The sequence below is a fragment of the Stenotrophomonas sp. 86156_Sma genome, from assembly GCF_056481625.1.
The window spans coordinates 1,687,287-1,699,092 of sequence record NZ_CM151157.1; the positions used below are offsets into that span (position 1 = coordinate 1,687,287).

The following is an 11,806-nucleotide window of genomic DNA, read 5'->3' on the forward strand; positions in this document are numbered from 1 at the left end:
GTGCGTCAGGGCTGTGTTTTGGACAAGTGAGGAGTACGCCCCAGCACCCATGCCAGCGCGACGTGGACGGGCAGCAACAGCACGATCCACTGCACGTTGTACTGTGCCTGCAGGCTCAGCCAGTGCAGTACCAGCGCGGCCACCGCCTGTACCGCCAGCAGCCACAGCACGATCCTGAACATGCGGCCCGGCACGCGACGGCGCAGCAGGGCGATTGCACCCGGCAACAGCAGCATGGCCAGCGGTGAAAGCAACAGCAGGTTGCGATTGGCCCACGCGGCGTAGTGGATGCTGAAGCCCCACAGGAACACCAGCACGCCACCAAACAGGGCGCACAGCAGCCAGAACGGCAGGGCCAGTCCGGCCAGCAGGCGCGGGAGGTTGCGCAGCGCCAGCACGCCGCCGGCCACGATCAGCCCGAGCAGCAGCCATGGCCACCAGCGGCGCGCGAATTCCTTCGGCTCCGCATCGATACGATGCGGCAGCAGTTCCTGTTCGGACTGCACCAGCGGACGGCCATCGCTGTTGCGTGCCTGGCGCAGCGCATCGGCCAGGCGCATCGGCACGAAGGCTTCCTGCCAGCGCGACAGCGGCTGGTCGGCGAACGGGCCGAGGCCGACATCGAAGCCCAGCCACATCCAGGGTGCAGGCGACGCCAGGCGGACCGATTCACTGCGGTAGGTGTTGCCGCGCGAGCGCCCCGACAGCTGCGACTGCAGGCCGCCGCCCAGTGCCTTGTCCACCGTGTCGCGCACCATCGTGGCGCAGTTGGCGGTGTAGTAATCGTAGTGGTAGCGCGCGTTTTCCGGCTTGGCCCGCTCGGCCAGGTCGGCGGCCAGCGCACGCGCCTGATCCGGGCGCAGGTCCAGCCACTGCACGCTGGCGCCACGGCCGGTCTCGTCGTAGTAGGACAGGTCCTGCTGCAACGGCAGCGCCACCAGGTAATACATCATGTCGCCGCGTGCGAAGCGGCTGATGAAATCGTCCTCGGACGGATCGAAGTAGCCGAAGTTGTACGAGGTTGCCTCGCCGCTGACCGGATCGACCACGACGATGGCGTCGTGGCCGAAGCGTTCGAAGAACACGGTGCCCGGCTGCATGGTCACCACGCCGATGCGCGGGGCAGGGGCTTCAGCGTTGGTTGCAGGTACGGCAGGTGTGGCTGCGACCGGCTGCGCGAAGGCGGCCAGCGGCAGGGCCATGGCCAGCACGCACAGTGCCAGCCACACCATGAGGATCAGGCCGCGGCGCTTCAAGCGTCGTCCTGCGCGTCCGGCGGCAGCACGGTCACGTGGAAGGCCTGTACCCGGCGCGCATCGGCGCGGGCCACGCGGAACATGAAGCGATCCAGCGCCAGCTCGTCACCGACTTCCGGCAGATGGCCCACGGCCTCGGTGACCAGGCCGCCGATGGTGTCGTAGTCCTCGTCGGAGAACGTCGCGCCGAAGCGCTCGTTGAAGTCGCCGATCGGGGTCAGCGCGTCGACCACGTACTGGCCGTCGGACTGGATGGCGATCTGCGCCGAGGGATCTTCAGCCTCGTCATGCTCGTCGTCGATCTCGCCGACGATCTGTTCCAGCACGTCCTCGATGGTGACCAGGCCGGCGACACCGCCGTACTCGTCGACCACGATGGCCATGTGGTTGCGCGACAGGCGGAATTCCTTCAGCAGCACGTTGAGCTTCTTCGCTTCCGGGATCAGCACCGCCGGGCGCAGCAGCTCGCGCACGTTGGCCGGGCCGTTGTCGGCAACCACGCCGCGCAGCAGGTCCTTGGCCAGCAGGATGCCAAGGATGTCGTCCTTGTTCTCGCCGTGTACCGGGAAGCGCGAATGGCCGGATTCGACCACCTGCTTCATCAGTTCCAGGAAGGGCGCTTCAACCGGCAGCGAGACCATCTGCGAGCGCGAAATCATCACGTCTCCCACGGTCAGCTCGGCCACCGAAATGGCGCCTTCCATCATCTTCAGGGTATCGGCGGCGATCAGACCCTCTTCCTGCGCGGTGTGCAGGACAGCGACCAGCTCGTCGCGGGTATGGGGTTCGCCGGAGAAGGCGGAGGTCAGGCGTTCAAGCCAGCCGCGCTTCTTTTCACTGTGCTCCGCAGGGGAGCTACTACTGTCGTCTTCTGACATCTCTGGAAAAAAGGCACCCGGCAGGCCGGGCGTTGACCCAAGTCTAGCAGGATGTGACGGCCTGTCAGTGACTGCCGGTGGCCGGGGTTGGGGCGGCCGGGGCCGGCTCCTCCTCGGGCAGGTCCAGGCTGTAGGTGCAGCCGGCCAGGGTCTTGCCGGGGTGGGAGGCCACGGTGGAGACGCTGAGGATGATCGACTCGATCTGGGCCTCGCCGGTCTTCGGGTCGGTCACGTCGCGGCTGACCAGTTCGCGGCCGGCCATGAACTTGCCGTCCTGGTCGTAGCCGGTCTCCAATTCCAGCCGTTTGGCCAGCGGGCGTGGGTCGGCCTGGTCGAGCACCGCCATGATGCTGGCGCCGGCCACCGCCACCCGCTCGGTCTGTTGGCCGAAGACGGTGATCGGGCTGGCCAGCCGGAACTCGCTCATGAACTGGTTGCCCTGCGGCAGCGGCTGCAGGCCCTGGGCCACGGCCATCAGCGGATCGGCCAGCAGCGGCGCCAGCGCGGCCTGCTCGGCCACGCCCTGGCGGCATTCGATCAGGGCCGGCAGGTCCAGGCGGGTGGCGAAGGCGGCGGGAGCGGCGAGGGCACAGAGCAGGGGCAGGCAGCAGCGCAGTGACACGGTCGGTTTCCGCAGGCGAAGGGCCGCCATCATAGCCCCGGCGAGCGCCTGAACAGCCCGGTGAGAAGGCGCAGGAAACCGGTCATCGCCCGCCGCACGACCATCAGTGAGAGGGTCAGCACGACCGCAAGCATGGCGACCTGCATCGATTGCCCCGCGATGCGCGCCACCGCCGGCCACAGGCCCGGGCTGGTCAGCCAGGGCATCAGTTCCGCTGCGGCGGTCCTGGCCACTTTCATGTAGATCACAGCCAGCACGAACAGCACCAGCAGCGAGGTACGGCTGGCGTGGAAGAACGGGAGTGCGTTCACGGAGCGGCCCAGGCGGCGGTGCACGATCATCCGCCACAGGAGCGGAAGGGTCAGTGCACCCACCAGCGTCAGTACCATCGACGTTTCAAGCAGACCGGGGAGATGGGCCGGTTCCAACCGTCCGCTGAGGTGCGGGCCGATCATGCCGATCGCCAGCCCGGCCAGCAGGCACACGGGCGAGAGCAGGGCCAGGCTGCGCAGCAGCCAGTGCCTGCCGCTGGGGTCGCGGGCGCTGATGCGGCGCACGGCATACGCGCCCAGCACCAGCAGCATGGCGAACAAGGTGGCGCCGATCACAAACATCATTGAGCCGTTTCCCGAGGTCATCCTTGTTCCTCTCGTGTTCCTGGCGACGGGCGGTGGCCCGCTCAGCGCTCGCCCGCGTATGGATCGTCGATGCCCAGCTCGGCCAGGATTTCCCGCTCCAGCTGCTCCATCGCTTCGGCTTCCTTGTCGTCCTCGTGGTCCCAGCCGAGCAGGTGCAGCACGCCGTGCACGGTCAGATGCGCGTAATGGGCATTGAGCGCCTTGCTCTGTTCGTCGGCCTCCCGTGCCACGACCGGAGCACAGATCACCAGGTCACCCAGCAGCGGGAATTTGACGCCCTTGGGCAGGCCTTCGGGCACTTCGGCCGGGAAGCTGAGCACGTTGGTGGCGTAGTCCTTGCCGCGGTAATGGCGGTTCAACGACTGTCCTTCCTTGGCATCGACCACGCGGATGGCCAGATCGGCCTCGCGGATGCGGCCCTTCAACGCGGCGGCCACCCACTTGCGGAAGCTCACTGCCGCCGGCAGGCCGGCGCGCGGCAGGGCATAGCTGACGGCGACGTCCAATCGCACGGGACCACGGGTCATGGAGTTGCTCCAGGTTGGATCTGATGCAGGTCGCGGCGGTCGTACGCGCTCACGATGCGCGCGACCAGCGGGTGGCGGACCACGTCACGGGATTCGAAGAAGGTGAAGCTGACGCCCTCGACCTCACGCAGCACGTCGATGGCGTCGCGCAGGCCGGACTTCACGTGCTTGGGCAGGTCGGTCTGGGTCAGGTCACCGGTGACCACCGCAGTGGAGCCGTAGCCCAGGCGGGTCAGGAACATCTTCATCTGCTCGATGGTGGTGTTCTGTGCTTCGTCCAGGATCACGAACGCATCGTTGAGCGTGCGGCCGCGCATGTAGGCCAGCGGCGCGATCTCGATGACGTTCTTCTCCAGCAGCTTGACCACCTTTTCCACGCCCATCATCTCGTACAGGGCGTCGTACAGCGGTCGCAGGTAGGGATCGACCTTCTGGCTCAGGTCGCCGGGCAGGAAGCCCAGTTTCTCGCCGGCCTCCACCGCCGGGCGCACCAGGATCAGGCGCTGCACCCGCGATTCATTCAGGGCCTCGACCGCGCTGGCCACGGCCAGGAAAGTCTTGCCGGTGCCGGCCGGGCCGATGCCGAAGTTGATGTCGTGGGTGGCGATCTGGTGCAGGTAGCGGCCCTGGTTGGCGCCGCGGCCGCGCACCGTGCCGCGCTTGACCTTGATCGCAACCTCCTGCGCTTCGTAGGAGCGCTCGGCGATCTGCTCGACATTGGCCTGCGCCAGGCGCAGGTGGATGGCATGGTTGTCGAAGGTCGTTTCGCCGGCTTCGGCGTACAGCGCTTCAACCAGCTTCTGCGCCTCGACGATGGCTTCGTTGGGGCCGCTGATGCGGAACACGAAGCCACGATTTGCGATCTCCACGCCGAGCTTCAGCTCGATCTGGCGCAGGTGCCCGTCGAAGGGGCCGCACAGGTTGGCCAGTCGCTCGTTGTCTTCCGGCGACAGGGTGAAGTCTCGATGATCGATGCTTTTCATTGCTTGGGGTGGGGCGGACGCCTTCCACCGCAGTGTATTCAGGGAGGACAAGGGTAGCGCGCGTGCGGGGCACACGGCCAGCAGACGGTCGATACAGCGTTTTCCACACGCGGTGTGGACGGGGCACGCGGAAACCTGTGGATAGACCTTCGCAATGCTTGTGCCACAAGGCCCATGAGGTCCTGGTGAAAAAAGCGTCATGGTCGCCGGTCGCTACGGCAGCACTGCCACGGGTGGCCTGCGCGGGGGGCATTCATCGTGATGGCAGTGCAGGTTTCGTTGCCCGGCGAGCAACAGCGCCGGGTCGTGCCGGATTTCCACAACGGTTGTGGAATGATGCCGAATCAACCTGTGGATAGGTGGTGCGGAGCCTTGCAGCAAAAGGCTTGCCCACGCGTGGTGAAAAAACCGTCAGGGCTGATTGGAATCATTGAGGGTGCACGGGGCACATGGCACCGTGTCGCCGTCGCAGGAGGGGATGGCATGGGCATCGGCAACGGGATGCGTGGAATCGGACTGGCGGGCATCGGCCTGCTGGTGGGGTGTGGGCAGTCAACGCCGACTGCGCTGGGCACGCTGGAGTGGGACCGGATCACGGTGCCGGCACCGGCGGCCGAAGTGATCGCCACGGTGGAGGTGCGCGAGGGCCAGCAGGTCAAGGCCGGGACCGTGCTGATGCAGCTGGACCCGGCGCGGGGAGACGCGCAGTTCGCCGCAGCGCAGGCTGATACGGCGCGTGCGCAGGCGCAGCTGGAAGAACTGCAGATCGGCCCACGCCAGGAGCAGATCGCTCAGGCCCAGGCACAACTGGCCGCGTTGCGCGCACAGGCTGCCGAAGCAAGTGCCTATTACCGACGGGTCCAGCCGTTGGCGCAGCAGCGCCTGATCGCCGCCGCCGAACTGGATCGCGCACGTGCCGCCGCCGGCAATGCCGAGGCCAGCGTGCGTGCCGCCGAACAGGCCTGGCTGGAGCTGGTGCATGGCAGCCGCGCGCAGGACATCGCCCAGGGCCAGGCCGCCGCCGAAGCCGCACAGGCACAACAGGTAGTGCAGGGGGTCAACCTGCAGAAACTGCAGCTGCGCGCGCCACGCGATGGCGTGGTCGATGCCTTGCCGTACCGGCAGGGTGACCAGGCCCCCATCGGCGCACCGGTGGCGGTGATGCTGGTCGGCGAGCGCCCCTATGCGCGTGTCTACCTGCCGCAACCGCTGCGTCTGCAGGTCACCGTCGGGCAGGCCGCGCAGATACAGCTGGAAGGCGGCAACACCGTGCTGAAGGGGCATGTACGTGCGATCCGTAGCGAACCATCGTTCACGCCGTACTACGCACTGACCGGCGATGACGTCGAACGGCTGAGCTATCTGGCCGAGATTGAAGTGGACGAGAACAGCGACATGCAGAAACTGCCAGCGGGTCTTCCGGTACAGGTGCGCTTCTGAACACCGGTGCGGACATCGCGGTGCATGCGCAGGGCCTGACCCGCCGCTTCGGCGAGCTGCTGGCCGTGGACAACGTCGACCTGACCGTACCGCGCGGACAGGTATACGGTTTTCTGGGCCCGAACGGGTCTGGCAAGTCGACCACCATCCGCATGCTGTGCGGCCTGCTGGAACCCAGCGCAGGGCAGATTGAGGTGCTGGGGTTGGCGGTTCCCGAGCAGGCCGAAGCGCTGCGCCGACGCATCGGCTACATGACCCAGCGCTTCTCGTTGTACGAAGATCTGTCGGTGCGCGAGAACCTGGAGTTCCTCGCCGCCATCCAGGACCTGCCGCGCGCACAGGCCCGGCAGCGGGTCGACGAACTGCTGCAGCAATACCGGCTGCAGGACCGCCAGCCACAACTGGCTGGCACGCTCAGTGGTGGCCAGAAGCAGCGCCTGGCCCTGGCCGGTGCCGTGGTGCATTCGCCCGAACTGCTGTTCCTGGACGAGCCGACCAGTGCGGTCGATCCCGAATCGCGCCGCGATTTCTGGGAAGCCCTGTTCGAGCTGGCCGATGCCGGTACGACGGTGCTGGTGTCGACCCACTACATGGACGAGGCCGAGCGTTGCCACCGGCTGGCGATCCTCGATCGAGGCGCGCTGGTGGCCGATGGCACGCCGGCCGAACTGTGTGCACGGCTGGACGGCCGCACGCTGCAGGTCACCTCGACGCAGCCGCGCCAGGCCAGCCGCGCACTGTCTGAGCTGCCCGGCGTGCTGAGCGTGGCGCAGATCGGCACCCAGCTGCGGGTATTGTGCAGCGAGGATGTCGCGGACGCCGCCGCATTGCGGCGCGCGCTGGCCAGCGCCGATCCGCAGGCCCGCATCGAGGCGGTGGCGCCGAACCTGGAAGACGTCTTCGTGGCCGCCACCCGCGGCCGCGGCCGGGAGCCGGCGGCATGAACCTGCGCCGGCTGTGGGCGATCATGCTCAAGGAACTGCGGCAGCTGCGCCGCGACCGCATCACGCTGGCGATGATCGTCGGCATCCCGGTAATGCAGCTGCTGCTGTTCGGCTACGCGATCAATCTCAACCTGCGCCATCTCAACGCCGGTGTCGCCGACCAGGCCAACAGTGCGGCGTCACGCGCGCTGGTGCAGGACATGGTTGCCACCGGCGTGATCACGCCGCGCAGCGAAGCCTATACGCCCGATCAGCTGATGCAGGCGCTGCGCCGTGGCGAAATCAGTGTCGGTATCGTGGTGCCGGCCGACTTTGAGCGTCGTCGCTTCGATGGACGCGAAGCGGTACAGGTGCTGGTCGACGGCAGCGACACCGTGGTGCAGAGCGCAGCGATCCAGCTGGCACAGGTGCCGCTGGATACGCGTCCGACCAGCAACACTCGGCCGCTGCGCGAAGGCAGCATCGCTGGTGGTCCGATCAGCGTGACCAGCTTCTACAACCCGCAGCGGCGTTCGGCGGTGAACATCGTGCCGGGCCTGATCGGGGTGATCCTGACCATGACCCTGGTGATGTTCACGGCCGTAGCGGTGGTGCGCGAACGCGAGCGCGGCAACATGGAACTGCTGATCGCCACACCGGTGTCGCGCAGCGAACTGATGGTCGGCAAGGTGCTGCCCTATGCGGCTATCGGTCTGCTGCAGACCACGCTGGTATTGGTGCTGGGCACCTGGCTGTTCCAGGTGCCGATCCGCGGCAGCCTGCTGGACATCTATCTGGCCGCGGTGCTGCTGGTGCTGGCCAACCTGGCGCTGGGCCTGCTGATCTCCACGCGCGCGCGCTCGCAGTTCCAGGCGATGCAGATGACGCTGTTCCTGTTCCTGCCGTCGATCCTGTTGTCGGGCTTCATGTTCCCGTTCGCCGGCATGCCACGGCCGGTGCAGTGGCTGGCCGAAGTGCTGCCGCTGACCCACTTCCTGCGCCTGGTGCGCGGCATCATGCTGCGCGGCGCCTCGCTGTGGGAGCTGTGGCACGATGCACTGGCGCTGCTGGCCTTCATCGTGGTGATGATGACGCTGGCGATCCTGCGTTTCCGCAAGCGGTTGGATTAGGGCATGCCATCCGGTAGTGCCGGCCGCTGGCCGGCATCAACTCCGGTGGGTGCCGACCGTTGGTCGGCACACCCTAACCTTATTCCGCCACCACGCGCGCGCGCAGCGAATTGGTCAGCGCTTCGGTGATCACCACGTCCACGAACTGGCCGATCAATCGTGCCGGCGCCGGGAAGTTCACCGAACGCATGTTCTCGGTCTTGCCGGTCAGCTCGTTCGGGTTCTTGCGCGAAGGGCCTTCCACCAGCACGGTCTGCACGGTACCGACCATCTTTTCGGAAATGCCGGCAGCGTGCGCATTGATGCGCTCCTGCAGGCGCGACAGGCGCGCGTGCTTCTCGGCATCGCTGATCGTGTCCTCCAGGTCCGCAGCCGGCGTACCCGGGCGACGCGAATAGATGAAGGAGAAGCTGTGGTCGAAGCCGATGTCCTCGATCAGCTTCATGGTCTTCTCGAAATCGGCATCGGTCTCGCCGGGGAAGCCGACGATGAAGTCCGAGCTGATCGAGATGTCCGGGCGCACCGCGCGCAGCTTGCGGATCTTCGACTTGAATTCCAGTGCGGTGTAGCCGCGCTTCATCGCCGACAGTACGCGGTCGCTGCCGGCCTGCACCGGCAGGTGCAGGAAGTTGGCCAGCTGCGGCACGTCGCGGAACGCATCGATCAGCGAATCGCTGAACTCCAGCGGGTGCGAGGTGGTGAAGCGGATGCGGCCGACGCCGTCGATCTCGGCGATGGTGCGGATCAGCAGGCCGAGGTCGGCAAACTCGCCGTCCCCATAGGGCCCACGGTAGGCGTTGACGTTCTGGCCGAGCAGGTTGATCTCACGCACGCCCTGTGCAGCCAGCTGCGCCACCTCCACCACCACGTCCTCGAACGGGCGGCTGACTTCGGTACCGCGGGTGTAGGGCACCACGCAGAACGAGCAGTACTTGGAACAGCCTTCCATGATCGAGACGAAGGCCGAAGCGCCTTCGGCGCGCGGTTCCGGCAGGCGGTCGAACTTCTCGATCTCGGGGAAGCTGATGTCCACCTGCGGGCGCTTCTGCTCGCGCCGTGCACGGATCAGTTCCGGCAGGCGGTGCAGGGTCTGCGGGCCGAACACCAGGTCGACGAACGGCGCGCGCTTGATGATTGCCTCGCCTTCCTGCGAGGCAACGCAGCCGCCCACGCCGATGATGACCTCGCGGCCCTTGTTCTTCAGGCCCTTCCATACGCCCAGCTGGCTGAATACCTTCTCCTGCGCTTTCTCGCGGATGGAGCAGGTATTGACCAGGATGACGTCGGCGTCGTCCGGGCTGTCGGTCAGTTCCAGCCCATCGCTGGCGGCAAGCACGTCGGCCATCTTGGCCGAGTCGTACTCGTTCATCTGGCAACCGTGGGTCTTGATGTACAGCTTGCCTTTCACCTGGTCGGGCTTGCGCGGACCGGCGGGCAGGGCAACGAGCGGGGTACCGCCCGGCGTGGCGGGCGGAAAGACGTCTGGCGTCCCGGTCATGGCGCTTAATCCATTCGGGTGGCGGGAAAGCGGGCAATTCTACCCGCATCCCAGCGCGCGCGCCGGCCCAGTAGAGCCAGGCCATGCCTGGCTGCTTTCCGTCCCGCAGGCACGGCGGGCGGGTCATCCACGCATGGCGTGGATCTACTGGAATTCCGGGGCCGCCCCCCGGTAGCGCCCGGCCGTGCCCGTCGGCACGCCTCAGGCCGCTGCCAGCTCCGCATCGATCTGCCGCGAACGGTCGAAAGCGGTCATCGCACTCATCCGTGCAATGTAATCAGCCGTGGCCGGCGCCGGCTGCACCAGGCCGAAGGCGGTGGTCCAGGCCAGCGCATTGCCCCACAGCACGTCGGCGGCGCTCATCGTCTCGCCGAGCAGGTACGGCCCCTGTGCCAGCTGGGCTTCGATCACCTGCAGCACCGTCTCCGCGTCGTTGTAGGGCGACATCAGGCGCGGCGGCGGCTCGCGGTGCATTGCCTTGTCGATCATCGCCGGCTCGAAACAGGCGCCGTAGAAGGCCATCCAGCGCAGGTAGGGGCCGCGCAGGGCGTCGCCGATCGGCGGGGCCAGCCCGGCTTCCGGGTACAGGTCGGCCAGGTACAGGTAGATCGCCACCTGTTCGGTCACCAGTGCGCCGTTGTGGACGATGGCCGGCACCTTGCCCATCGGGTTGATGGCCAGGTAGGCCGGGGCCAGGTTGGCGCCGGCCTTCAGGTCCAGCACCTGCATGCGGTAGTCGGCACCCAGCGCTTCGAGCAGGGCCACGGCGCCGCTCGAGCGTGAACGGGCGGCGTGGTACAGGGTGATCTGGCGGGATGTCATGGCATTGCTCCTTGCGGTGGGTGGTGAACTGGAGCTCATCCTGGGGCACTATTGCGGACGACTTCTGTCCTCGATTCTTCATGCGCCATACCGCCCATCGACTGTTGCGCCTGATCGCCCTGCTGCAGGCCCGTCGCCAGTGGTCCGGGGCCGAGTTGGCCGAGCGCATGGGCGTGGACCGGCGCAGCATCCGCCGTGACATCGAGCGGCTGCGTGAGCTGGGTTACCCCGTGCAGGCCTCGGCCGGGGTCGGCGGTGGCTACCAGCTCGGCGCCGGCGCACCGGTGCTGCCGATGCTGCTTGACGAGGAGGAGGCGACCACCCTGGCCATCGCCCTGCGCGCCGCTTCGGCGACCGTCGCCGGCATCGACGACACGGCGCGGGGCCTGCTGTCCAAGCTCGACCCGCTGGTGCCGACCCGTCGCCGCCAGCAGGCCGGCGAGGTGCACGCCGCTACCGCCACCCTGTCCGAGCTGCCGGCCACCGATGCGCGCCTGCTCGGACGGCTGGCCCAGCATTGCCGGCAGGCTTCGCGCTTGGCTTTCGAGTACCGCAGCGCGCAGGATGCGGTCACCCAGCGCGAGGTCGAGGCCCAGCACCTGGTCAACTACGGCCGGCGCTGGTACCTGCTGGCCTGGGATCTGGGCCGCCAGGACTGGCGTACCCTGCGCGTGGACCGGATGGGAACGGTGCGGGAATGTGCCGAGCCGGGCATGCACCGGCGCACCCCGGCGCCACCGGACGTGATGGTGCGGCAGGCGGTCAGCCAGGCCCCGTTCGCGCTACAGGCGATCCTCCGCCTGGCCGGCAGCTACGCGGAGCTGGAAGGACGCATCCCGCCCTGGTGCGGCGTGCTGGAAACCGATGGCGCGGACCATTGCCTGCTGCGGATGGGGGCCGAAAGCCGCGGCATGATGCTGGCGCAGATCCTGAGCCTGGACCGGCTGCCGGTGGCGCTGTGGACCACGCCGCCCGGCCTGCGTGACGAACTGGCCCAACGCCTGGCAGGGTTGGGCCAGCTGCTGGCTGTGCCGCCGGTCACAGCCTGAGCCGCATCGCTTGGCAAGTTCCGGCGAAGCTGGGACACTC

General features: G+C 67.4%; 12 protein-coding genes. 4 read left to right on the forward strand and 8 right to left on the reverse strand.

Annotated elements, in window-relative coordinates:
* Positions 1-5: 5 nt before the first annotated feature.
* The 6 genes from ACZK33_RS07825 to ACZK33_RS07850 all read right to left on the reverse strand — a co-directional run bounded on the left by ACZK33_RS07825 (position 6) and on the right by ACZK33_RS07850 (position 4,904).
* Positions 6-1,256: a lipoprotein N-acyltransferase Lnb domain-containing protein gene (locus ACZK33_RS07825; protein ID WP_423174055.1), complete on the reverse strand. Its 1,251-nt coding sequence runs from the start codon at positions 1,254-1,256 to the stop codon at positions 6-8.
* On the reverse strand, positions 1,253-2,134 hold the full coding sequence (locus ACZK33_RS07830; protein WP_005408827.1) for an HlyC/CorC family transporter: 882 nt from the start codon (positions 2,132-2,134) through the stop codon (positions 1,253-1,255). Before ACZK33_RS07830 ends, ACZK33_RS07825 begins: the two co-directional genes overlap by 4 nt.
* A gap of 64 nt (positions 2,135-2,198) precedes the next feature.
* Entirely contained in the window at positions 2,199-2,786 is a 588-nt protein-coding gene (locus ACZK33_RS07835; RefSeq protein WP_423174056.1) for a hypothetical protein, read from the reverse strand.
* Positions 2,786-3,394 (reverse strand): hypothetical protein, encoded by a 609-nt coding sequence (locus ACZK33_RS07840; protein ID WP_478454330.1) that lies wholly within the window; start codon positions 3,392-3,394, stop codon positions 2,786-2,788. Before ACZK33_RS07840 ends, ACZK33_RS07835 begins: the two co-directional genes overlap by 1 nt.
* 41 nt (positions 3,395-3,435) lie before the next feature.
* Entirely contained in the window at positions 3,436-3,921 is a 486-nt protein-coding gene (ybeY, locus tag ACZK33_RS07845; protein ID WP_049399905.1) for an rRNA maturation RNase YbeY, read from the reverse strand.
* Positions 3,918-4,904: a PhoH family protein gene (locus ACZK33_RS07850; protein WP_019337148.1), complete on the reverse strand. Its 987-nt coding sequence runs from the start codon at positions 4,902-4,904 to the stop codon at positions 3,918-3,920. The genes ybeY and ACZK33_RS07850 overlap by 4 nt, the downstream gene beginning before the upstream one ends.
* A 483-nt stretch (positions 4,905-5,387) precedes the next feature.
* Between ACZK33_RS07850 and ACZK33_RS07855 the strand changes: the two genes are divergently transcribed.
* The 3 genes from ACZK33_RS07855 to ACZK33_RS07865 are packed head-to-tail and all read left to right on the forward strand — an operon-like array spanning position 5,388 to position 8,397.
* Positions 5,388-6,344, forward strand: coding sequence for an HlyD family secretion protein (locus tag ACZK33_RS07855; protein WP_423174058.1), 957 nt, complete (start codon positions 5,388-5,390; stop codon positions 6,342-6,344).
* Positions 6,345-6,364: 20 nt separating this feature from the next.
* Positions 6,365-7,288, forward strand: a complete 924-nt coding sequence (locus ACZK33_RS07860; RefSeq protein ID WP_049399907.1) for an ABC transporter ATP-binding protein — start codon at positions 6,365-6,367, stop codon at positions 7,286-7,288.
* Complete coding sequence (locus ACZK33_RS07865; protein ID WP_049399908.1) at positions 7,285-8,397, forward strand: ABC transporter permease; 1,113 nt, start codon at positions 7,285-7,287, stop codon at positions 8,395-8,397. Before ACZK33_RS07860 ends, ACZK33_RS07865 begins: the two co-directional genes overlap by 4 nt.
* 79 nt (positions 8,398-8,476) lie before the next feature.
* Here ACZK33_RS07865 and miaB read toward each other — a convergent pair whose 3' ends face one another.
* Entirely contained in the window at positions 8,477-9,895 is a 1,419-nt protein-coding gene (miaB, locus tag ACZK33_RS07870) for a tRNA (N6-isopentenyl adenosine(37)-C2)-methylthiotransferase MiaB (protein WP_049399909.1), read from the reverse strand.
* 201 nt (positions 9,896-10,096) lie between these two features.
* Positions 10,097-10,717, reverse strand: a complete 621-nt coding sequence (locus ACZK33_RS07875; RefSeq protein ID WP_012510589.1) for a glutathione S-transferase family protein — start codon at positions 10,715-10,717, stop codon at positions 10,097-10,099.
* A gap of 80 nt (positions 10,718-10,797) precedes the next feature.
* Between ACZK33_RS07875 and ACZK33_RS07880 the strand changes: the two genes are divergently transcribed.
* Complete coding sequence (locus tag ACZK33_RS07880) at positions 10,798-11,766, forward strand: helix-turn-helix transcriptional regulator (RefSeq protein WP_071228398.1); 969 nt, start codon at positions 10,798-10,800, stop codon at positions 11,764-11,766.
* The last annotated feature ends 40 nt before the right edge of the window (positions 11,767-11,806 follow it).

Bases quoted from the DNA above. Each gene is read 5' to 3' on its own strand.
- ACZK33_RS07835 (WP_423174056.1), bottom strand. From the start codon at position 2,786: ATGGCGGCCCTTCGCCTGCGGAAACCGACCGTGTCACTGCGCTGCTGC.
- ACZK33_RS07865 (WP_049399908.1), top strand. From the start codon at position 7,285: ATGAACCTGCGCCGGCTGTGGGCGATCATGCTCAAGGAACTGCGGCAG.
- ybeY (WP_049399905.1), bottom strand. From the start codon at position 3,921: ATGACCCGTGGTCCCGTGCGATTGGACGTCGCCGTCAGCTATGCCCTG.
- ACZK33_RS07840 (WP_478454330.1), bottom strand. From the start codon at position 3,394: ATGACCTCGGGAAACGGCTCAATGATGTTTGTGATCGGCGCCACCTTG.
- ACZK33_RS07830 (WP_005408827.1), bottom strand. From the start codon at position 2,134: ATGTCAGAAGACGACAGTAGTAGCTCCCCTGCGGAGCACAGTGAAAAG.
- ACZK33_RS07850 (WP_019337148.1), bottom strand. From the start codon at position 4,904: ATGAAAAGCATCGATCATCGAGACTTCACCCTGTCGCCGGAAGACAAC.
- ACZK33_RS07875 (WP_012510589.1), bottom strand. From the start codon at position 10,717: ATGACATCCCGCCAGATCACCCTGTACCACGCCGCCCGTTCACGCTCG.
- miaB (WP_049399909.1), bottom strand. From the start codon at position 9,895: ATGACCGGGACGCCAGACGTCTTTCCGCCCGCCACGCCGGGCGGTACC.
- ACZK33_RS07855 (WP_423174058.1), top strand. From the start codon at position 5,388: ATGGGCATCGGCAACGGGATGCGTGGAATCGGACTGGCGGGCATCGGC.
- ACZK33_RS07880 (WP_071228398.1), top strand. From the start codon at position 10,798: ATGCGCCATACCGCCCATCGACTGTTGCGCCTGATCGCCCTGCTGCAG.